At 67.5% G+C, this 22813-nt stretch carries 17 protein-coding genes; 3 read left to right on the forward strand and 14 right to left on the reverse strand.

Translation table 11 applies throughout. The annotated features are described in order from the left end of the window. Positions 1–21 precede the first annotated feature (21 nt). From CQ045_RS06075 to CQ045_RS06085, 3 genes are all read right to left on the reverse strand, one after another. Positions 22–864: a transposase gene (locus CQ045_RS06075; protein WP_105721769.1), complete on the reverse strand. Its 843-nt coding sequence runs from the start codon at positions 862–864 to the stop codon at positions 22–24. A 19-nt stretch (positions 865–883) separates the two neighbouring features. After that, on the reverse strand, positions 884–2212 hold the full coding sequence (locus CQ045_RS06080; RefSeq protein WP_105722191.1) for a VCBS repeat domain-containing M23 family metallopeptidase: 1329 nt from the start codon (positions 2210–2212) through the stop codon (positions 884–886). Between the two features lie 155 nt (positions 2213–2367). Then, on the reverse strand, positions 2368–2631 hold the full coding sequence (locus CQ045_RS06085) for a hypothetical protein (protein WP_258130969.1): 264 nt from the start codon (positions 2629–2631) through the stop codon (positions 2368–2370). 231 nt (positions 2632–2862) lie between these two features. On the opposite strand from CQ045_RS06085, the gene CQ045_RS06090 reads away from it, so the two are divergent. After that, positions 2863–3384, forward strand: a complete 522-nt coding sequence (locus CQ045_RS06090; protein ID WP_258130970.1) for a hypothetical protein — start codon at positions 2863–2865, stop codon at positions 3382–3384. Between the two features lie 233 nt (positions 3385–3617). Further along, on the forward strand, positions 3618–5006 hold the full coding sequence (locus CQ045_RS06095) for a cell division initiation protein (protein WP_105721771.1): 1389 nt from the start codon (positions 3618–3620) through the stop codon (positions 5004–5006). An 86-nt stretch (positions 5007–5092) separates the two neighbouring features. Here the strand turns inward: CQ045_RS06095 and CQ045_RS06100 are convergent, their stop codons facing one another. The 4 genes from CQ045_RS06100 to CQ045_RS06115 form a co-directional block, all read right to left on the reverse strand. Then, positions 5093–6211, reverse strand: coding sequence for an acyl-CoA desaturase (locus CQ045_RS06100; protein WP_181156479.1), 1119 nt, complete (start codon positions 6209–6211; stop codon positions 5093–5095). A 180-nt stretch (positions 6212–6391) separates the two neighbouring features. Next, complete coding sequence (locus tag CQ045_RS06105) at positions 6392–6697, reverse strand: hypothetical protein (RefSeq protein WP_146115190.1); 306 nt, start codon at positions 6695–6697, stop codon at positions 6392–6394. A 218-nt stretch (positions 6698–6915) separates the two neighbouring features. Next, on the reverse strand, positions 6916–7884 hold the full coding sequence (locus tag CQ045_RS06110; RefSeq protein ID WP_105721773.1) for an intradiol ring-cleavage dioxygenase: 969 nt from the start codon (positions 7882–7884) through the stop codon (positions 6916–6918). 80 nt (positions 7885–7964) lie between these two features. Beyond that, a complete protein-coding gene (locus CQ045_RS06115) occupies positions 7965–9107 on the reverse strand; it encodes a low temperature requirement protein A (protein WP_105722197.1) in 1143 nt (380 codons plus the stop codon). Between the two features lie 343 nt (positions 9108–9450). Here CQ045_RS06115 and CQ045_RS06125 point away from each other — a divergent pair, with 343 nt between their 5' ends. Further along, a complete protein-coding gene (locus CQ045_RS06125) occupies positions 9451–10980 on the forward strand; it encodes a sugar transferase (RefSeq protein WP_105721775.1) in 1530 nt (509 codons plus the stop codon). A gap of 137 nt (positions 10981–11117) precedes the next feature. Here CQ045_RS06125 and CQ045_RS06130 read toward each other — a convergent pair whose 3' ends face one another. The 7 genes from CQ045_RS06130 to CQ045_RS06160 all read right to left on the reverse strand — a co-directional run bounded on the left by CQ045_RS06130 (position 11118) and on the right by CQ045_RS06160 (position 22808). Continuing rightward, complete coding sequence (locus CQ045_RS06130; RefSeq protein ID WP_146115191.1) at positions 11118–12728, reverse strand: glycosyl hydrolase; 1611 nt, start codon at positions 12726–12728, stop codon at positions 11118–11120. Between the two features lie 232 nt (positions 12729–12960). Beyond that, entirely contained in the window at positions 12961–14202 is a 1242-nt protein-coding gene (locus tag CQ045_RS06135; protein WP_105721777.1) for a YveK family protein, read from the reverse strand. Between the two features lie 50 nt (positions 14203–14252). Next, the gene (locus CQ045_RS06140; protein ID WP_105721778.1) at positions 14253–15209 is read right to left on the reverse strand and encodes a beta-1,6-N-acetylglucosaminyltransferase; all 957 of its coding nucleotides are present in this window, start codon (positions 15207–15209) and stop codon (positions 14253–14255) included. Further along, on the reverse strand, positions 15190–16677 hold the full coding sequence (locus CQ045_RS06145; RefSeq protein WP_146115192.1) for an oligosaccharide flippase family protein: 1488 nt from the start codon (positions 16675–16677) through the stop codon (positions 15190–15192). The genes CQ045_RS06140 and CQ045_RS06145 overlap by 20 nt, the downstream gene beginning before the upstream one ends. Continuing rightward, on the reverse strand, positions 16670–17968 hold the full coding sequence (locus tag CQ045_RS06150) for a ligase (protein WP_105721780.1): 1299 nt from the start codon (positions 17966–17968) through the stop codon (positions 16670–16672). Before CQ045_RS06150 ends, CQ045_RS06145 begins: the two co-directional genes overlap by 8 nt. Further along, the gene (locus tag CQ045_RS06155; protein WP_105721781.1) at positions 17965–22083 is read right to left on the reverse strand and encodes a delta-60 repeat domain-containing protein; all 4119 of its coding nucleotides are present in this window, start codon (positions 22081–22083) and stop codon (positions 17965–17967) included. Before CQ045_RS06155 ends, CQ045_RS06150 begins: the two co-directional genes overlap by 4 nt. 140 nt (positions 22084–22223) lie before the next feature. Continuing rightward, complete coding sequence (locus CQ045_RS06160; protein ID WP_146115193.1) at positions 22224–22808, reverse strand: hypothetical protein; 585 nt, start codon at positions 22806–22808, stop codon at positions 22224–22226. Positions 22809–22813 lie beyond the last annotated feature (5 nt).

Consider the following 22813-nt stretch of genomic DNA (forward strand, 5'->3'; position numbering starts at 1 on the left):
CACGGAGAACGCGGGCACGCGCTACAGCTCTTCGCGCGCCTTCCGCGCCAGATCCGCAGCGCTCGCGGCCGCCTCCGCCCGCGTCGCCGCCTTCTCACGGCTCTCCTCCGCGTCCGGGAGATCCTGCTTCACGCGCTTCAGGTCCGCGCGAGCACGGGAGAGTTCGGCCTCGAGCTCCGACGCCCGCTCGGTCAGCTCCTTCGCCCGGGTGCGCAGGAGCTGCAGAGCCCGATCCTGCGTCGTCAGCTCCCGTTCTGCGGACGCCTGCTCCTTCTCGGCTGCGGCGACCCGGCGCTCGGCCTCCCGGCGCGCCCTTCGCGCCTGCAACTCGCCGGTCGGCCGCGGCTCCGACTCGAGTGCGGGGATGTCGCCCACCACCGCGTCGCGGATGTCGTCCTCCGTCGAAGACGGCGTGATCGTCCGCAGCAACCGCCCGGAAGCCACGGCCGAGGCCGCAGCAGGGTCGAAGAACGCGGCGGAGATGCTCTGCTCGACGGCCTCGAGCGTCGCGGGGGTGATCCGCTCCCCGCGCGCGGCGGCCAACTCCCCCGCCGTCTCCGCAAGCCTCTTCGTCAGCGCCCGACGCTCTCGTCCGAGTTTCGCCAGCGCCGGAGCATCCAGATCGTCCTGCGCCTCACGGAGCTCACGTGCCAACTGCAGCGCCTCCCTCAGCTGGCCCGCCCGCTCCTGCGCGAAGAGGTTCACCACCCAGGCCGCGACCGACGGCTTCCGCAGGGCGCGCACGGCCGATGCGAGTCCGGGATCGGCAGCTTCCTCGGCGCGGGCCTTGCGTGAAGACACGAAGTCCTCAGGTGGCCCGGCGTACAGCACGGCCGCGATCTCCTCGAACGTGGGGGCGGCCATGCGTCAACGATACGCCGCGCTACTCGATGGTGAGGTGATCGCTCCAGTCCGCTCCGACGAGCGTCTTGGTGCCGAAGGTGCCGTTGCCGAGACCGGCGTAGAGGTACAGCTCGCCCGCCGGCGTCCGGCCGAGCAGGTCGGCGCGTCCGTCACCGTTGTAGTCGACGCCGCCGGTCAACGCCGTGAACTCCACCCAGCCGTCTCCGGCGAGGCGGCGCTGCGCGAATCCGTACGGAAGACCCGGATAGAAGTAGAGCGTTCCGGTGTCGCTGACCGCCACGAGGTCGCCGCGTCCGTCGTTGTCGAAGTCACCGCCGACGATGAAGTGGAACCCCTCCCACCCGCCTCCGGCAAGGGTCAGATGGGCGGTCCCGAAGGCACCGGCGCCATTGCCCTGGTAGATCGTCATGACACCGCTCCGGGAGACACCGACCACATCCTGCTTGCCGTCGCCGGTGTAGTCCGCTCCGGATGTCACGTGAAGCAGGTCGTACCATCCCGTTCCCATGCTCACCGCCGCGGCGAACCCGCTCGCCCCGTTGCCGGCGTAGAACTCGAGGGAGCCGTCGGATCTCGCCGCGAGGATGTCGGCCTTGCCGTCGCCGTTGAAATCGGTGTGGGTCAGGTGTCGACGCGTCCCGCCCCAGAGCCCCAGAACCGTCGTCGTCGGAAGGAAGCCGCCCTTGCCGTTGCCGGGGCGGAGTCGCAGGTCGCCGTTGCCCGCGACCATCAGGAGATCCGCATTGCCGTCGCTCGTGTAGTCGGCGGAGGCGATCGTCGGATCGGGTCCTGTGCTGAGCCCGGGGAAGAACAACGGAATCGGCGCGCCCCGCGTCACGTTCGTCAGGCAGGTGTAGCCCTGGTTGATCGCGGTGTACACCGATCCGTTCAGCCGGACCTCGAAGTGCAGGTGGTAGGCCGGCGAGTTGCCGGTGTTCCCCACGACGCCGATCTGCTGCCCGCGGACCACCCGGGTGCCGGGCGCATAAAGTCCGGGCGATGCCATGTGCGCATAGCGGGTGACGTAGCCGCCGGGATGCTCGACGTCGGTGTAGTTGCCGTAGCCGCTGTTCACGGTGCGCGACTTGATGACCCCGTCGTAGGCCGCGAGGATCGGCGTGCCGCCCGCCGCCGAGATGTCGATGCCCTCATGCGCGCGGTAGTTTCCGCGACAGCCGTCGCCGACCTTCGATTGGATGTTGCCCGAAGCCGGGTGGACCATCTGCCCGTCGGTGGCTGCGGTCGCGAACGTGCTCGTCGACAGCGCGGGGGCCAGTGTTCCGATCACGACCGCGAGCACGGTGGCGATCCCGATGCGACCAAGACGCAGACGGGATGGTCGCTTCATCTCGAAGTTCACTCCTGCTCGTCGGCCCCAGGGACGCGATGCCCACCGCCGTCACCGTACCAGTGCTCCGGCCCCCGGCCGCGAACGCCGCCGGGGAGCCGGAGGATCAGTCCCGCGCATCCGGCCGTCGACGTGACAGGTCCGCGCGGGAGCGTTCAGAGCAGGTCGAACTCCCCTCCGTACGGTGCGCCGCCGTCACCGGTGTCCCGGGGATCGAACTCCACGTTCTCGACCGAGATCACCACGTGCGTCGAGGCGGAGACGAGAACGCTGACCGCGCGGTTGCCCACCACCACGAACTCGACGAACTCCCCGCCGGAACGCACCGCATCCTCGATGCGGTTCTTCAGGTCGGTGTCGTCCTGCCCCTGTGCCAGGTAGAACCCGACGTCGTTGACCATGATCCGGGTACGTGCCATCGTCTGCACTTCGCCCTCCATTCGTCTTCTTCCTCGGTCGTCGTTGCGGTGACCGTAACGCCGCGCTCGACCGACGCAGAAGGGGATTGCGCGAGGGCGCGAGAAGTTGCAGACGCATCGCGCGGCAAGAGCCTCGGCGCCTCATCCGGACTCCTCGCCGACCGGCGGATCAGCGCGCTCCGAGCCCGTGGGGACCGGATCGCGCCGGGTGGATCCCACTACGCTGTGGCAGTGGACACTCCCCTCTACATCCTTCTCGGCCTGCTGATCCTCGCGCTGATCATCGCCGGCCCGCTCCTGAAGAGCAGGCTGAGCCGCCGAGTCTCCGAGGCCGGCGACCGGGCGGGGAAGAGGTACGCGTCGACACAGCTCGTCAAGACGCTCGGCGAGTTCGGCACCACCCTGGTGATCCACGCTCCGGAACCCGTCGCGCGTGAGATCGTCGCGGTGGCGGCGGCACCCCAGAAGCACATCGCACTCCGCGACGACGGATCGTACGGCATCCGATTCGTCGAACCCGACGACACGATCGTCCGCCTCGTCCGCGAGCCGGACGGCACCCGGATGCAGGTGGAGACGTTCCGCGAATATCTGGGCTTCCCGCAGACCGCGCCGCTCTGGACGGAGCTGCGCTCTCGCATCGCCTCGACCGCCGGAGTCCGCGACGTGTCGGTCACGGAAGGCGTGACGGCGGAGTATGTCCGGGGCGCGCTCCTCGACGACAGGAACGCGCGGTGGGAGAGAAACCCCTGATCCGCCTTCCCCACCCCGGAGCCCGACGACCGGAGCCCGGAGCCCGGAAAACCGAGCGCACACCGGAGCGCAGACGCAACTAGGCTGGAGGATGCGCCTCGCCCCGCCGGGCCTCCGCCGGGTCACGGTGGTGGCGTGAGCCCTGACGACATCCTCCTCCGGTCCACACGATCCCTTACGTCGGGATGGAGCCGCAGCTCCCGGTGTGACCACGCCAGAAAGGCAAGAATCCCATGAGCGAATCCTCCGGACCCGCCGACCGCGACGGCGAGCGCTCGCCGGACTTCTTCGACCAGCTGATCGAGACCACACCCCGCGACCAGCAGGGTGCGTTCACCGTCGGCTTCCGCGGCTACGACAAGGGTGAGGTCGATTCGGCACTCTCGGCCCTCCGCAACCAGCTCAAGCAGGCCGCCGCCGATGTCGCCGAAGCGCAGGCCCGCGAAGAGGAAGCCGTCGAAGCAGTACGAGAGGAGGAGCGCAAGGCCCGCGAGGCACTCGAGAGCGAGCTGACGGCCGCGAACGCCAAGGCATCCGAGGCCGAGCAGCAGGTCGCGACCCTCACCTCCGAGCTCGTCGATGCTCCGCAGACGGACGGCGAAGAGGCCCCGTCGCGACAGCAGTTCGAGGCGATCCTGCGCGTCGCCGAGGAGCAGGCGAACGTGCTCATCCAGAACGCCGCCGTGCAGGCCGACCGTCTGATGACCTCCGCCCGCGAAGAGGTCACGGCGCAACGCGCCGAGGCCGAGGCCGACGCCGACCGGATCACGTCCCAGGCCCAGCGCGACGCCGACCAGGTGCGCCTGAAGATGGACACCGAGTACACGGCGCACGAGGCCCGCATCGAACGCGAAGCCGCGCACGCAGCCGAGAAGGTCAACCAGGCCGCTCAGGAGGCGACGGCGATCCGCACGGAGGCCGAGAAGGGCGCGGCCGCGCTGCGCTCGCTCGTCACCCGGGAGACGACGCAGCTGCGCGCGGATGCCGAACGCGAGGTGCGCGACATGAACGCCCGGGTGCTGGAGTTCGAGGAGACCCTCACCCGTCGCCAGGACGATGCGCAGCAGGAGTTCCTCGTGCTGCACAACCAGGCGGTGGCACACGCCGAGCGCATCACCAACGACGCGAACGAGCAGGTCGCCGCCTCGCTCGAGCACGCGCAGCGCATCTCCGCCCGGGCCGAGGACTACGAGCGTCTGACCCGTGCACAGGCACAGGCCATCGAGGCCGACGCCCAGGTCCGCGCACGCGAGACCCTCGACCGTGCCCGCCAGAAGTCGCAGAAGATCGTCGACTCCGTCACCGGTCACACCACGGCCGTGCTGCACGATGCCGAGGACCGCACCCGTCAGCTCCGCTGGCAGCAGCAGCAGCTGACGAGCTTCATGGCCGAGGTGCGCGAGCTCATCCGCCCCGACGGGATCTTCTCCGACGAGGCCCTGCCCGCCTCGATCGCCGCGATGGACGAGACGTCCCTCGGCGAGGAGCCGGCAGAGGCAGCCGCCGACGAGACGCCCGAGGACACGTTCCTCGGTGACGAGGTCCTCGAAGACGAGCTCGACGACGGTCCGCTCGAGAAGATCACGATCGACGTGGTGGAGACCAAGAAGAAGTCCAAGTAGGGACACGAACGACAGAGGCGCGAGCAGGGATTCCTGCTCGCGCCTCTGTCGTGTCCGGACTGATCAGGCCCGATGGTGTCCGAGGGCTACGGCCGACCGAACTGCGCCACCGCCGGGCAGTCGAAGGGGTCGGCGCCGGCGGAGAGGCCGACGCGGTTCAGGTACTCGATCACGATCATGTACGAGCGGCCGAGGCTGGTCTCCGTGTACGGCACGTCGTTCGCCGCGCAGTAGTCGCGCACGATCTCACGTGCCTTCGCCAGGTGCGGCCGCGGCATGCTCGGGAAGAGGTGGTGCTCCACCTGGTAGTTGAGACCGCCCATGAGCCAGGTCGTCCACCATCCGCCGCTGATGTTGCGGGAGGTGCGGACCTGCTTGGTGAAGAAGTCGAGACGGGCGCCGGGTTCGATGATCGGCATCCCCTTGTGGTTCGGCGCGAACGCGGCACCCATGTAGACGCCGAACACCGCGAACTGCACGCCCATGAAGGCGAAGGCCATTCCGAGGGGGAGCATCATGAACACGGGCACGAGGATGAGCGCGAACCGCAGGGCGATGATGCCGAGCTCGGTCCAGCGTCCCTTGACGTTCTTCGTCGTCATGAGGTACTTCAGGCCGAGGAAGTGCAGGTTCAGCCCCTCGAGCGTGAGGAGCGGGAAGAAGAGCCAGCCCTGCTTGCGGGTGATCAGCTTGATCAGGCCCTTCGCCTTCGCGGCGTCCTCTTCCAGGAAGGAGATCGTGTCGACCTCGATGTCGGGGTCCTTGCCGACCTGGTTCGGGTTTCCGTGGTGCTTGGTGTGCTTCGAGTCCCACCACGAGTAGCTCATGCCGATGCTGGCGATCACGATGCGGGCGAGCTTGAAGTTCGCCGGCCCCGTGGTCAGGATCTGACGGTGCGCGGCCTCATGTCCGAGAAACGCGATCTGGGTCAGGACGATGCCGAGTCCCGCGGCGATGAGGAGCTGGAACCAGCTGTCGCCGAGCAGGATGAAGCCGGTGATGAGGCCGCCGAGTGCGACCGCGATGCCGGCGGCCACGAAGACGTAGAACCACTGCGTCCGCTGGAGCAGGCCCGTCTCCTTGACCACCTGCGACACCTGCTTGTACGCCTTGGCCATGGGCGGGAAGTCCGCGTTGCCGGAGTACGTCTGACGAATCGGACCCAGCGTTGCCGCGGTCGGTGCGATCTGTGTGATGGAGATGATCTTCTCCTGACGATCGGAGCCCTTGAGCTGTGAAAGCCCAAGGCGACTGCCCAACGCTTACCTCACACTAACCCCGCCCGCATGCGCCTTCGGGAATACTTCCGCACCCCTTGACGGCGCGCATTCCGTGTGCGTGAGGGCGCATCGCGAGGGCCGGAGTCGACGGCGGCCCTGACGCGCTCAGACGCGGGCGCGACGGGGCCGCCGACGCCGCACTCGCGGCAGGATCGACGGGAAGGCTGCGCCCCGCCGAACCGGCTCGTGCGCCTCGTCGAGGGCGGAGAGTGCGGCTTCGAGCGCCCGGAAGGCGTCGTCGAGCGAATCGAAGGCGCCGAGATCGACGCCGTGATTGTCGCGCACGAGGTGCGCAGCGCCGTCGAACTCGACGAAGCCGGCGAACTCGCCGGCGCGCGTCGCGACGTGCACATCGGTGTCGGCCTGCTTCCAGGTCAACGGATCGGAGGGAGGGAAAGTGGTCGTGCTCATGGTGATGCTCATTGCTGTGTGGCGGACACGCGTGGGCGTTCCGCAAGATGTGAAGATCGAAGGCGGATTCCGCACGCATCGATGTGCGCGGTCCGTAATGGCCCTGATCAGTGGCGACGTGGCGGCCGAGAGGGGCGATGCACACACGCTGCATCATCAGCATAGCAGACCGCTTCTCCGACCTCGAATCGCGGCTTCGTCGATTCCTGTCGCCGGCCTCAGTTCGCGGGCGGCTGTCCACCGCCGCCCGGGCCGCCCTGTCCGCCGCCGGGAGCCGCGCCGGCGGCGGGAGTCGTGGAGGTGTCGACACCGACGACCAGCGTCGCCGTGTATCCCGTGGACACGTCCCCCGTGACGGTCGCCACCTGCAGAGCGCCCGCGTCATCGCCGAACACGTTGTCACCGGCGAGCGTGGTCTGCGAGAGGTTCCTCGCGGATCCGTCGTACGCCGATCGGGCATACACGGCGGTGCAGGCCGCCTCGGGGAGTGCGAGCTGCGAGGTCGCGACGGCCGTGGTCGAGTCGGCGATGGATCCGACGTCCGGGTAGACCTCGAAGTGGATGTGCGGCCAGCGACCCGAATAGCATCCGGGGAAGATCGAGGTGAACGACACCATGCCGTCCGCATCCGCGACCTGCACCCCGCGCAGGTAGGTCACATCCTCCAGCCCGGCGGAGTACATGGAGTACTCGCCCTGCGCGGTGCAGTGCCACGCGTACACCGCGACGCCGGCGAAAGGGACGCCGCCGTTCGCGAGGTCGACGATCTGCAGCTCGAACGAGAGCGGCACCCCGTCGGCCGTCTCTCCGCCGTCGATCGACGAACGGATGTCCTGGCGAACGATCCCGGAGTCCTCGAGCACATCGGGCCCGTTGGAGCCGTCGCCTGGATACGGACCCGCAGTCTCATCGGGGATCTCCCCCACGCTCACCGATCCACCTCCCGGGGCGGCGGACGTCGAGGCCGGCGTCGGATTCGGCGTCGCACCCGAATCGGCGGGAGCACACGCCGCGAGCACGACAGCGCCGAGGCCGATCCCCGCGAGGCCGAGGACACCGCGACGGCTCATCAGGGTGCGGATATCGAAAGCCGCGCCCTGATCGACGACCTCCTCGTCCACCCGATCGAGCAGCCGTCCTTCATACGTGGGGCCGTCGGGCGTCTGGGTGGGTTCGGGAATGCTCATGATCGGCTCCTGTCCAGCGGACTTCGGGTGTCTGGTCGCACCAGACTCGCGGAGCATCCGATCAGCGGCCTTTGCCTGGCTTATGCCTTGTCTGTGCCTGTGGACGCCACCGGCGGGCGGATCACCAGGACCACGACGATGCCGACGAGGATCAGGGCGCTCAGCGTGACCGGGACCGGGAGGATCGGATCGAGCAGGACGAGGAGCGCGCCGAGCGGGAGGACCGTGTTCACGACCCGGTCGGCGTTCTCGCGGATCGCGATCCACCAGATGCCGATCAGGAAGACGGCGATCGGGACGGTGACGGTGAACGATGCGGCGACGTTCGACAGGTGGCTCTCCCCCGTCAGCACGTCGAGCTCCACCTCGATGCCCGCGGAGAACGCCGCAGCGGCGGCGAAGACGAGGTAGTGCGTGTATCCGTAGCGCAGCGAACGGCGGAAGGTCGTGATGGCGCGGTGATGAGGCGGCCAGAAGTAGATCCACCAGAGCGACGCGGTGACGACGAGCGTGAGCACCGAGATCGCGATCAGCGGCCCCAGCGACTCCACCTCGTCCAGCGCGTCGATGATCGCGTTCGCGGATGCGAGCAGGCTCTCACCGAGCACGATCAGGGTGAACAGGCCGTAACGCTCGGTGATGTGATGCGGATGCCAGGGCGTCTGCCTGCGGTACTCGGCGAACACGGGGACGCTGATCTCGAGCAGCGCGAAGACGACGAACGCGATGAGCTGCAGCATCCCGGCCGGGATGAGGAGGAAGAGGATCCACAGCACCTGGACAACCGCGATGCCGAGAGCGTACCGGCGCGTGGCCGAGCGCAGCGGGCCCGCAGTCCGCGAAGCTCGCAACCACTGGGCCACCATCGCGACCCGCATCACGACGTAGCCGAGCACGGTGATCGTGAAGTCGCCCTCGGCGAACGCCCGGGGGACCCCCGCGGCGAGCACGAGGACGCCGCCCATCTGCACGAACGTCGTGACGCGGTAGAGCCAGTCATCGGTGTCGAACGAGGTGGCGAACCAGGTGAAGTTCATCCAGGCCCACCAGATCGCGAAGAACACCATCGCGTAGGAGGTGACGCCGTGCAGGAAGTCGCCTTCGCTGAGCGCGTGGTGCAGCTGCGCGGAGGCGATGCTCACGGCGACGACGAAGACGAGGTCGAAGAACAGCTCGAGCGAACTCGCTGTGCGATGCGGCTGAGCGGGATCCCGCGGCAGCATCGTGCGGAGCTGGAAGCGCGGGGCGGCTGAGTTCGCGGTCACCCGCGACAGGATAGCGCCCGCCTCGACGATGCTGATTCATCCATTCGTGAGAATTACCTTCCTATGACGGGCATGTTCCGCTACAGTGATGAAGGTCTGCAGTGCCTGCTGTCAGCGACCGCCGTGTGGGACGGCGAAAACGCACTCCGTGATGTGGGAATCACGAAGGGTTTCAGCAGGACCCGAGGGGTCGGGACGCAGACGAATGCCGTGAACGTGGGGTTCATGGTCTGGGGAATCTGGGGAATCAAATGACGCACTGGGGTTATTTGCGTACATTCACGGCTCAAGGGGCCTCGGCATGACTTCCGTCGAGGATGCTCTGAGCATCACTCGTACGGGCTTCGTGCCGGTCGCGGCTCCACGAGCCACCACCAGGTCGGCGACGCGCACGGTGGTCACACCGCGGGCTTCGGCGACATTGGAAAGGCGCCGGCAGTGGGAGCGCGGCTATCGGATGCGGCTGCGGATCACGGATGCGGCTGTCATCCTGTTCGCCGTCGGTCTGACGGCAGCGATCCAGCTGATCACCGACGTCTGGGCCGCCGAGGCGCTGCGTAACGCCGCGTTGCTCGGCCTCGCCTGGTACCTGATGCTGTCGGCCCTCAACACCCGGGCGGCCGCCATCTTCGGATCCGGGACGACCGAGTACCGCCGCGTCGCGCACGCGGGCGGTCTGGCCTTCGGCATCGCCGCGATCGCCGGCGTCCTCCTGGAGTGGGAAGGACTGCAGCCGCTGTTCTTCGCCGCACTCCCGGTGGGGATGCTCGGGCTCCTCGTCGCGCGCTGGACCTGGCGCCGCTGGCTGCAGCGGCAGCGCCTTCGGGGACAGTACGCGTCGAGGACCCTGGTCGTCGGCGATACGGGGGATGTCGAGTATGTGATCGATTCTCTGCAGAAGGGTGGAGAGAACGGCTACCACGTCGTGGGGACGACGTTGCTGGATCGCAATGCCGGCACGCTCGCCATCGGGGAGAGTGTTTACCCGGTCGTGGGCAATCTTCATTCTGTCGCCGCAGCAGCGGCGCAGCTCGGGGCGGACACCATCATCGTGGCGAGCCGCCCCGAGGGGGACCCCGACTTCATCAAGCAGCTGAGCTGGCAGCTCGAAGGAACCGCAGCCGAGCTCGTGCTGTCCAGTCGCCTGACCGATGTCGCCGGTCCGCGCATCTCCCTCCGTCAGGTCGACGGCCTGCCGCTGATCCAGGTGAAGATCCCGACGTACGAAGGCGGCGTGCACGTTCTCAAGCGCGCGCTCGACATCGCGGTCGCAATCGTCGCACTCATCCCGATCGGCCTGATCACCCCGGTGCTGGCCACCCTGATCAAACTCGATTCCCCGGGTCCGACTTTCTTCTTCCAGGAGCGCGTCGGCCGCGACGGCCGCACCTTCAAGATGGTCAAGTTCCGTTCCATGAAGACCGATGCCGAGCAGCAGCTCGCCACGCTCAAAGCGCAGAACGAGGGCGCCGGTCTGCTGTTCAAGATGAAGGACGACCCGCGCGTCACCCGCGTGGGCAAGGTGCTGCGCAAGCTGTCACTCGACGAGCTGCCGCAGTTCTGGAACGTGCTCACCGGCGACATGAGCGTCGTCGGACCGCGGCCGCCACTGCAGAGCGAGGTCACGGCGTACGACGGGACCGTGTTCCGTCGCCTCTACATCAAGCCGGGCATCACCGGCCTGTGGCAGGTGTCCGGTCGCAGCGACCTCTCGTGGGACGAGAGCGTGCGCCTCGACCTGCGCTACGTCGAGAACTGGTCCGTCATGAACGACCTGCAGATCATGTGGCGCACCGCGAAAGTCATGGTTCGACCGAGCGGCGCATACTGACCCCTCCCCCACGACGACGCGGGCGGCCCACTGAAGCTTCAGTGGGCCGCCCGCGTCCGTTCGCCCTCATCCCGGGCATCTTCATCCGGCGGCACGTGCGGGTGACCAGCCGATCGACTGGTCACCCGCACGGCGACTCACTTGCCGACGTTGACCCACGGATCGAGACCGGCCTTCGCGAAGGCACCGGCCATTCCCGGGCCGTTCTCGATTCGCATGTCGCATGTCGACGTGCCGGAGCCGGCATCGAACCGCACGAGTCCCTTGATGTTCGGGTACTTCTTCAGCACCGACGGGATGTCGTGATAGAACTGCTGGGACCGAGCCGGGTTGGCTTCATCGAACTCCGTGCCGTATTCCATCAGGATCTGCGGCTTGTCGTCCCATCCGTTCTTCACAAGGAAGTCGTGAGGGCCGGCAACCTCCTGCTCGAAGGTCGTCCACCCGCTCCCATTGCAGGTGTAGAAGTTGTACGGATCGAACCCGACCCAGTCCACGTACGCATCACCCGGGTAGCCGGACGCGATCTTCTTGTCGTTCCCCGCCCCGAGATAGCCGGTCGACACCCACAGCCACGCGACGTTCGTCACACCCTTCGCTTCGAAGCGATCGTGCACGCGGGTGTATGCCGCGATGTATTCGGCCATGGTCCCCTTGTCGAACCTGTCGAACTCGGGGTCGAAGGCGATCATCACCGGATTGCCGAAGGCGTCGACTCGATCGGCTGCGGCATCGATGTACTCGTCCCATTCTCCTCGTGCGATCGACGCCCACCGGATATCGGTGTTCGTGCTCGCGACGCGGGCCTGCCACGCGAAGAGCAGAGTGCGCGACTGTCCGAGCGTCTGTTCGTGCGAGTCGGGGAAGAGCCCCTGGTGCGTGCTCTTGGAGAAGTCGTGGTAGCGAAGCGTGATGTCGAGCTCACGCCCGATCTTCTGCTCGAGGTCGGTGACCGCCGTCGTGAGGGTCGAACCCTTGAGGGTGTACGCACCCCACAGCGCTCCACACGCGGGCGCGAGGTATCCCTGAGCGCCGCACTGGTCGCCACCGGGCTGCGGCGCGGGAGCAGGCTCCGGTGCGGGAGCAGGCTCCGGTGCGGGAGCCGGTTCCGGGGCGGGAGCCGGTTCCGGGGCGGGAGCCGGTACTGTGCTCGCCGTCGCCGTGATCTCGGCGTCGAAGCTGACGTTCGGGGTCGCACGCCAGTTCAGATGGGTCGACGCGGCGACGACGTTGGTTCCGTCGCGCAGCGCTGAGGCCGGGACCGTGACGGTGTGCAGCCGCGCTGCCAGTTTGGAGTTGGGCGCCTTCGTCGCATACGTCGTCGCCGAGAGCGTCTTCGACGGCAGGTTCTGCCGTGTGATCTCCTTGCCGTTGACGTACACGACGGCCCCGTCGTCTGCCCGGAAAGAGAGCGTGATGTCGGCGAGCGCGTCGACATCGGTCACGGTGAACTCCGTGCGGAACTGGATGCTCAACGGTTTACGGGCGGGGCTGCCCTCCGGCGACGTGCGGGTGCGGGCATCGGGGCCCCACCCCAGCGGGGCTGTGCCGTCTCGCCAGGATGAATCGTCGTAGCCCGGGGCCTGCCAGCCGGCATCCCATGCACTCGGAGAATAGTGCCAACGCCAATCGGCTCCCTTTGCGAGGAGCGTGACGGGCTCGGACGCGGCGGCAGCCGGTGCGATCGGGGTCGATGCCGGTTCGGCAGCCGCCGCCGGTGCCGAACCAGCGAGAGCCGCGGCCAGCATCACTGCGGATGCGATGACCGCGGTCGACGAGAGGGAGAGTTTTCTGAGCGCGCTTGATCGGGATCTGCGGTCTTTCAAAAGAGGGGTCCTCAGTGTTGTTTACACGGTCTGGTCGCCCCGCGGTCTGCGAGACGACAAGAACACCACGCCCCCCTCCGGGCCTAACTGGGCGTTCGCTCCGGCGAGTTAACCACAGCCGTATCGATCGTGCAACTTTCTGATAACGGTCGAATCACGCACTCGGCGAGTCTGCGGGCTCCTGCTCCCGCGTCGGGTCGAAGCCCACGACGAGAGGCCTCTCCGTGCTCCGCAGCAGCTCGAAGTCCGATTCGACATCAGCAGATCGCGCATCGCTCGGCACGAGGAGCACCACGACATCCGCCCCGACGGCCAAGCGAGCCACGGCCCGCGCGGAGCCCAACCCGGACGCATCGATGATCCGCGCATGCGCCTCGGCGTCCTCGGAGCGCAGCACCGAGGACTCACTGCCGTCTTCCTCCTCGTCGACGTCGACGGCCCACAGGTCCACGCCGTCCTTCAACGCCCCCGCGTCCGACTCCGCATCCGCCAGCGCGTTCTCGAGATGATTCGCCCAGTCAGCGGCATCGGAGACCCCGACGCCGCGAAGCAGCACACGTTGCACGACCCCCTCGGACTCCGTCGCGTCGGCGACGTGATCCGCCAGGGAAGCCCAGAAACCGTGCTGATGATGCGACGACGAGACGAGGGGAACTGCACCCACGATCTTCTCAAGGCGATCGGCCGACCGCACGAGCGGATCGGTGCGCTCGCGAAGGAGAGCGGCCCCGATGCCCAAGACGATGCCGCCCACGATTCCGCCGGCGAGGGATACGATCAGGCCGGGCGTCGACGGGCTCGAAGGAACCTCGGCTTCACCGATGATCCGCCCCGGCTCCGACGAGGACAGCAGCAGACTCAGCCGCTGCTGCTGCAGTGTCGCGATCAGACTGTTCGTCGCGTCGTCTCGGGGGCCCGCCTGCAGCTCGGCGAGCTGCCCGTCGATCTTCTCGAGATATCCATCGACGACCGTATCGGCGCCTTCCCGACGGAACTCCAGATAGGCCTCGCTGAGCGCGTCCGCAGCCTTCGCCGCTTCCGACGGGGAACTGGCGCTCACCGTCACCTGCAGCACCTGCGAACCGGAGGGCGCGGCGACGTCGACCTGCGAGAGCAGGAACGAGCCGGGGACGAGGTCGACGCCCAGGGCCTCGGACGCGCGCTCTGCTACCTGACGGGAACCGAGGATCTCCTGCTCGGTGCGGATGTTCACCTCTTCTTTGGTGCCGGTGAACGGATTGGAGACACCGGCGGACACGACGAGACTCGTCGTTGCGGAGTACTTCGTCGGCATGGCCGTCCAGAGCGCGATACCGCCCAATGCGCCCAGCAACGCGAAGGCTGCGATCGTCTTCCAGCGGCGTCGCAGCACCGTCAGTATCAGCGAGAATGTCATCCGTTGTCCTCCCGTCGGACGCACTGAGCGCCGACTCCCTCTCTACAGTCTCATCTATCGTCAGCTTCGCGTCCCGTCACGCGTTCATCCAGCTTGTCGAGCAGGGTCGCGGACCGAGCCCGGTCGACCTTGCGGATGAAGTACGCGTCGGACGCGTCGATGCGCTCGAGGTCCTCCTCTGTGAGGACCTTCGGATGGCCGAAACCATCGCTTTCGAAGTCGATGTAGCGTGCGTTCGAATTGATGAAGTCGAAGGTGCCCGCACTCAGGAGGATGCTCTGGAAGAAGACCTCGTCGACGGCCAGGCTCGTCCGCGCCCAGCGCAGGATGTCCGGTCGGGAATCCACGGTCGCGAGGACGTGGCGGACCGCGCGGCGCGAGATGGTGAACCACGCGGATCCTCCATGCACCGTCATTCCGTTCGGCAATCTGCCGCGAAGCCATGCGAGCCGGAACGTCCCGTACGAGATGTTCACACGGAGGAACGGCTGCACGTAGTTGACCCCGTGGAGCCAATGCCAGCGCCGTCGCGACGACGCGCTCAGCGGCCAGAGGATCCACCAGCGGTAGAGGTAACGCTGGCGCGCTTCATGCATCGCCCAGTCGCTGCCCTGTGGATCGAGAGCAGGAAAATTGTGAAGGTAACCGTCACCCGCGCTCGTGAGGGCATCGAGGAAATCGGAGATGGGCCTCGCCGGGTAGTCCATCCCCGACAGCACGGTCACGTAATCGGCGCCGCCGTCCGCCTCGACGAGCCGAAAGAGCGAGACGATGCGTTCGATCTGCGTGAAGTCGCCGCGCCCTCCCACCTCCCGGATGACGGTGCACCGCGGCCCCACGAGGTCTTCGACTCCGGGTTCCCCCGCGATGTCATGACTGATGTACACGCGCACGTCGGGCGATCCCGCGAGCAGCCTGTCCACCAGACGACGCAGCAGCGGGATGTCGGCGTGGCTCGTGATCACGAAGGCGGCGCGGGTCGACGTGTCAGCCGATTGCTTTTCCAAAAGGGCCCCCTCGTCTTCGCAGCGTGTAGAGGAGAACGGCGCCGTAGACGGCGAGCACCCCGAAGAGTCCGGCGAGACGCCAGAAGGTCGATGCGTCCTGAAGGACGTAGCTGACAATGAGCGTACCGCCGAGCACGATCACGAGCGGGAGCACGGCGGCGACCACGATCTCGCGGATGCCGGTCCGGAAGCGCAGTGACCGGTAGACCTGGAAGCCCGCCAGCAGAGTGTCGACGAGCACACCGAGCGCGTAGGCCACCGCCGCGCCGTTGATGCCCCACACCGGGACCAGCACGATCGTCATCACGATGAGGATGACGAGTTGAACCGCTTTGTTGCGAAGCTGGCTCATGCTGTGCCCTGCCATGAGCAGCACGGTCTGCAGGGCCCCTCCGGTGTTACGGAGCCCCATGGCAACGGCCAGGATGACGAGCGCGAAGGTGCCGCTCTGGAACTCCGGGCCGAACAGACCCAGCAGGTCGTGCGCGAACACAGCGATGGCGATGTAGAACGGCCACGAGGAGATGATCAGGAGATTGGTGACCCTCTGGAACAGGGAGTGCGCCTCGTCATGCTTGCCCTGAGCGACGGCGGCGCTGAGACGCGGCCCCATCACGATGCGCATCGCGGCCTCGAGCATCGACCCGGCCTGGACGATTCTCGTCACCACACCGTAGACACCGCCGGCGGCCGGTCCGAGCAACGCGATGACCAGGAGGACGTCGGCCCAGTCGAGCGCGCGCTCGAGGACGACCGCGCCGCCTCGGGGAAGCGAGAAGGCCCAGAACGCACGCCGCTGTTCCTTGGTCTCCTCTCGTCCCACGACCTGCCGTTGGGGGTCCACCGCGGTGATCTGCCGCCACAGGGCGATACCGGCGATGGCTGCCGCGAAGACGAGCGGGAGCGCCCACCCCCAGACCGCCGCCCAGGCCGTACCGATCCAGATGACGACCGCTGCGACGGCCGCGAGGCGAGCGATCGGGATGAAGAGGTTCTGAACGACCGTGTACGTCGCGATATGGCCGAGGCCCCGCGAACCGCCGAGAAGCACACCGATCAGCGCTCCCGGAACCAGTGCGATCGCGAGGATGCGAAGCGTGTCCACGCCGGCGGCGTCGAGTCCCAGCCAGTCCCCCAGCAGCGGGGCCGCGAGGAGGACGGCGAGTGATACGACGGCCCCGAACCCGATCACCGGCAGGACCGCCACCCGGACGGTGGGTCGGAGGTAGCGTTCGTCGCCGAGAGCGCGCTGGCGAGAGAGCGAGCGCACCAGCCCGGTGTCCGCTCCGAGGCCCACGACACTCGTGGCGATCATGAACCACGAGGTCAGCTGGAAGAACTCCCCTGTCGCCGTCGCGCCGAGCCCACGACCGACCATCCAGGTCACGACGAACGCGAGACCTGCATTCACCACGATGCCGCCGAAGGTCAGAAGCGATTCCCGTCCCAATCGCATTCCGCTACTCACGCACGAACACCTCTTCCTTGTCTGCGCTCGCGCGGCTGAGAATGGCCGCGGCGAGGAGCAGGATGAGGCACTGCGTCACCGCGAGTCCGTAGAACCAGATCGTGACCCCCACGGTGACCACGAGACCTTGCATGACGAACATGGCGCCGCCGCGAAGGCGCCAGCTCACGGTGATGATGCGCACCAGGAACAGGAGGAACAACACGAGCCCGACGAATCCGTAACAGAACATCAGGGTCCAGGCGTACCCCTGGGTTCCCAGAGAGATACCGATGGATGTATCCATCGCCGGTGTCGCCCACCCGACCAGGGGCGACTCGAGAACCTTCTCGATCGTCGCCTGATAGATCGTGCTCCGGCCGGTCGTCGTGTCGCTGTATTCCTGCCTTCCCGCGATCGCCGCGAAGACCCCCAGCCCGGCCAGCGCCGCGACACCGGCGACGAGCGCTCCGAGAGTGAGCAGACCCGCTCGAATCATCCCGCCCGCGAAGAACCGGAAACACATGAAGACGACGAAGACCCCGAGCGCGATGAACATGCCCCTGTTGCTGGTCTGGGCCGCCGGATACAGGGAGGCGAGCATCGCAGCGCCGAGCCCGACGCGCGCCCACCGAGAGCGCAGACGCGACCAGACGAGTGCCATCACCGGAGTCAGCAGCGCATACGCCATTCCCCACGAGTTGGTATACGGGAACGGAGCAGCCGGACGTACGAACGGCTCTTCGACGCCCCAGGGCTGCTGAACCTCTGCGAGGCGCGGGTAGACGAGCTCGCGCACCAATTCGTTGTTCATGAGCGAGCCGGGTAGAACCTGCGCCAGCGGTGTCGCGATCCGGACATCGGGGAAGATCGTCGCGAGCGTGCCGAGCACGATCACCGTGAACCAGATCACGGCGAAACCGCCGAGGATCCGATCGACGTTGACCCGCTCCCTGGCGTTGACGTAATAGAGGAACGCGATCCCGACGGCGAAGAGATCTATGGTCCGCTGGAAGAATCCGATCGCCTGCATCACGCCGGTCAGGGAGACGGCGCAGACGAGCACCCATCCCAGAAACGCGCCCCAGACCAGGACGCCGGGCGTCGCCCGCAGTCCTCCGCGAAGGACGAGGAATGCGGCCATGAGCGAGCCGAAGACGATCGGCACGACGATGCTGAATCCGGTGACCCAATAGAGCGGAAAGCCGTAGAGCCACGCCAGCAGGGGCCATGCCGGCAACACCTGCGCCCCGGGCGTGATGGCCCAGGGCGCAGGTGCAGGATGCGGCCGGACGGTCGTGTCCGCGCTCACGTCCCGGCAGCGAGCCGGACACCCGTCATGTCGAAGCTCAGTCGCGACTGCCCGGCGGCCACCGAATGCACCTCGACGGTGATCACATCGACGCCGTCGGCGAGCACGGTCAGCGGGATGGCCACGGTGACGGGCTTCTGAGCCGCGTCGGCGGGGAGGGCGAGCGTGTCGGCCGTGATCGCGCCCTCGGGCATGTTGACGCGACCGACCTCGGTTCCATTCACATACACCACGATGCCACCCGACGACTGAGGGGTCAACGTGACCGACTGTGTTCCGGCCGTCTCGTTGAGATCCACCTTCGCGCGGAAGTACGTGGTGATCGGGCTCGCCTCACCGGCGTCCTCCAGGACGGTTCCGGCGAAGTCCTGCGGCGCCTCGACGCCCCGCAGGAACGAACCGGTCCCGGTCGGCCACGACGAGTCGTCGTAGCCGTTCGTCGTCCACTCCGGTGCCGGAGCCTCCGCCCCGACGTGATAGCTCCACACCGACTTGGCAGTGAGGACATCCGTCGAGATCGGAGCCGGGGTCTCGTCGACGGGGGCCGGAGCCTCCTCGACGGGAGGCGCGACCGGTGCAGGAGTCGAAGGCTCCTCGGTCGTGGCCTTCTTCTCGGCCTTGGGGGCGTCCACGGGCTTCTCGGCCGGGGCGACCTCGGGAGCCGGAGCGGTCGCTCCGCGCATGCGCTGCTGCGCATCGCCCGCGCCTGCCGGCACCGCGGTCGCCACGAGCTCGAAGCTGTGGCTCGGCGTCGTCCGGTAGTTCGAGTGCACCTCGACGCTCACGTTGTTCGCACCGTCGCGGAGCAGGGTCAGAGGCACGTCGACGACCACCGGGTTGGCGAGCGCCTGTGCGGCGCTGGGCACCGCCGTCGCGTAGGTCGTGTGTCCGACGGTCCCGGCCGGAAGGTTCACGCGACTCACTTCGGTTCCGTTCACCGAGACCCGGATCCCGTCGTCCGCTCGCGTCGTGATGACGAACGATCCGAGCGCCGACACGTCATCGACCGTGAAGTCCTTCCGGAAGTACGACGTGAGAGGTCTGGTTCCTTCGACGGTGAGCGTCGTACCGAGGTTCGTGTGACCCCAGCCCAGAGGTGCCGTGCCGACAGCCCAACCCGATGCGTCGAAGACGTCAGCGGCCCAACCGGCAGCCGGAGCATCCGCGCCGAAGTAGTACGACCACTGCGACTGCGCGCCGATGACATCCACCGGAACCGGTTCCGGTTCCGGCTGCTCACCCAGCGTGAGCATCCCGGTCAACTCGAAGCTCGCGCTGGGAGTGGTGCGGTAGTTCGAGTGCACCTCCGCCGTGATGGTGTTCGCGCCGGTCTGCAGCAGCGAACCGGGGACCGTGAACGTCACGGGGTTGGCGACGGCACTCGCCGCGCTGGGCGCCGAGCTCGCGTACGTCGTGAATCCCACTGCGCCTGCCGGCATGTTCGCGCGGCCGACCTCTGTTCCGTTGACGTAGACGATGATGCCGTCATCGGCCCGGGTGGTCAGAGTCAGGGACTCGACCCCCGCCGCATCCTGCACATCGAACGTGCGCTGGTAGTAAGACGTGACCGGCTTCGTGCCGTCGATCGTCAGCGTCGTACCGAGGCCGGAGTGCCCCCATCCGAGCGGAGCGGCTCCCGTCCGCCAGCTCGACACGTCGGCGCCCGGCAGCTGCCAGCCGGCGGCGGGTGCCGTCGCGGCGAACCAGTACGCCCAGTTCGCACCGGCGGTCAGCACGTCGACCGGCTGAGCGAGCACGGCGGGCGTGATCACGGGTGTCGACGCAGATCGGTTGCCTGCCGCGTCGACCGAGCGCACGAAGTACCGCGTACCCTGCCCGGCGGCCGGAAGCGAGTACCTCGTGTCGGTGGTCGTGGCGATCGTCCGATCGTTGCGCAGCACCTCATAGCTCGCGCCGTCCACCGCATCCCAGGTGAGGGTGTCGGTGCCGTCGGCACGCGCCGCGGTCAGACCGGTCGGGGTCGTCGGAGCGACAGCATCCCTCGGAGCGAATCGAGCGAATGCGCCGGTCCATCGGTTGGTCGCATCGGCCTGTCGCACGTGGGTGAGGTCGCCGCCGAGCCACAGCGAGCCGTTGCTCGCCTGCTCGATGGCCCAGACGCCGTACCCGACGCGCATCGTGATCTGCGGGTTGAAGTCCGCGGAGAACGATCCGTCCGCCGTGTTCCAGAATCCGGCCTGATCGATGTGCTCCACGCGGTGGTAGTTCGTCGGGGTCGGCCACGTCGTGGCTCCCTGGTAGACGTTCTCCGAGCAGTGGCAGCCGGCGACGAGATAGTCGTTCCAGGTGTTGATGGCTTGGAAGTCGCCACCGTTCTGGGTGATGTTGGACGTGTCCAGAGCCATCGTGTCGCGGGAGTAGCTGAACAGCGAGTGCTCAGAGCCACCGAGCCAGACCTTGTCGCCGATCTCCCTGACCGCCTGCTGGTATCCGCTTCGACCGTTGTCGCGGTTGGAGAAGAGCACCGACCACGGGATGACGGAGCCGTCGCTGACGTTGTAGGCGCCGCCGCGCTCGGTCACCGTCTCCCAGTTGCTGAGGCCGAAGTACCCGGCGGCGTACACGCGGTCGCCGCGAGCAGAGGCATCGACCGACACGACGGTGCCGTCGAGGAGCGGGTTCCACGCATCAGGCGCGAGGGTGGAGAGGTTCAGCCGCCCGAGGTTGCGCATGTAGACCTCGCGGGTCACGCCGCTTCCCGTCGCGTGAGTGAACCGACCTCCGATGTACAGATATCCGTCCTGGACGTCCATGGTGCGCAGCAGCGGCGGGGTGCCGCCGGTGTAGTTGATGATCTTGGTCGTGACGGTCGGGTCGACCGCGCCGGTGCTCGGGTTGAGGACGGCGAAGGCCGGCGCGCTCACACCGTTCACCGTGTTGAAGGCGCCACCGATCGCGAGGCGTCCGTCCGGGAGTGCGGCGAGCGTCTTGACCTGGTTGTTCAACACCGGGCGGAAGGTGGAGATCCACTCGCCCGTCGCCACGTCGAACGCGGCCAGGTAGCTCTGCTCGACCTGTCCTGTTCCGCCCGCGGTGCGCTGGACGTACTTGAAGTTGCCGCCGACGTACATGACACCGGCGATCTCGACGAAATCGGAGACCTCGGTGTTGAGCTCACCGGAACCGCCGGCCCCCAGACCGGAGACTCCCCAGGAGTTCAGCTGTGCGTAGCTGGAAGCCGTCGCGACGACGGTTTTCTGCGGCGTGCCTGCGTCGGGGATCGGCGTGGCGAAGATGTCGGCGCTCATCAGGCGCGGGCGCAGGAACACCTGCGTGAAGGGGCGCGGGTACGGCGACGAGGTGTCGGCCTGCCAGAGGTAGGAATCGGCTGCGGGGTTTCCGCGCGCGCTCGACCCGTACTGGAAGCCTCTCGCCCAGCCGCGGGTGCCGCCGCCGACGTTCGTCTCGACTCGACGGAACGTGTTGTCGCGTCCGAAGCTGCCGGTGTTGCCGCCCGAAGACGTCTCACCGTTGAAGGAGTACGTCCCGACCTGCTGCACGCCGGCGAACTGCCACGACCACTTGGCGCGAGGAGTGGCGTACTTGAAGCGCACTTCCTGCCACGTGGTTCCGGCGACGTTCTGCGCGCGGCGCAGTCGCACACCCTCCTGCAGCGCGTCGACATTGCCACCGTTCAGCAGCCCGGTGACGGTGTCCGTCGGGAGCTGGGCGGGCGAGAATGCGGCCGGACCGGTGGGGTTCTCCCACACGTCCTTCGGCGTCAGCCTGCCGACGTTGCCCTGCAGCCAGTTCTCTCGCCCGCGACCGATGAGCACCCATCCGCCGCCGTCGGTCACCTGGTCGCAGTAGAACTGCTGCGGTGCTCCGAGTTCCGGCGTGTTCAGCCAGTAGACGCCCGACCCTGCCGCGGGGGCGGTCTGCTTGATCTCCCAGCATGAGGCGGCCGCAGTCTCCTGCGTCTGGCCGATCGACGTCGCCGATACGGCGGCGGGCGCGAGGTCAGCGGTGACCGGCGACGCCGCCGACGCGGCGGTCGGAGTGAACAGCGCGCCCACGACTGCCAGCGCGGCGATGGCCGCGACGGACAGCCGAGACCGGCTTGATGACTTCTGCTGCGTAATCCCCAGCGACATGATGACTCCCCAGAATCATTGAAAAAGTGAACTGCTCAAGGTGAAAAGAACTGTTACTGCGTACTACTGGCGTCGCCGGGCGTTTCGCGTCAAGAACGTTTCGTATATGAGTTGTCGGGCAACGAAGACGGGCGGAGCCGTCAACAAGCGGGATCGTCGGCGAATGTCTGCCCGATGATCTTCCATGCGCCGTCGACCTGCTCGATGGCGAATATCTTCCACGCCCGCGGCGACCCACCGGTGACGACATCACCGGCAGCATCGTGGATGACCACATCGGACGAGTCGATGCAGGCGCGTATGGTGGCCGTCGCGGGCGTCTTGGACGCGTCGTACTCCAGGGTCTCGACCCCGTCGACGGTCGCCTGGCCCGATCGAGTCCAGCCCTGATCCTCCAGCTCCATGCGCTCCGCTTCCACCCCGCTGAGGTAGATGGGCGCGGCGACCGCCTTCAGACTGTCCAGGACGACGTCGATGTCTCCGGCGTTCACGGTGGTCGTGACGTCGAGGACGCTGGAGACCAGGTCTTCGAATGCGTCTTCGACAGCCGCCGCAGGCGCGCTCGGCCCGGTGGTCGGCGGAACGACGGTCGGGATGGGAGTCGGCGTCGCCGTGGCTGACGCGTTCTGCGCGGAGGGGCTTCCGGACTGCCCCAGGGCGATGACGGCAACGGATGCCGCTGCGGCGAGGACGACGGCGGCCGAAGCCCCTGCGATCCACTTCATCCGGG

This window comes from Microbacterium sp. MYb66 (assembly GCF_002979435.1).
Lineage (GTDB): Bacteria > Actinomycetota > Actinomycetes > Actinomycetales > Microbacteriaceae > Microbacterium.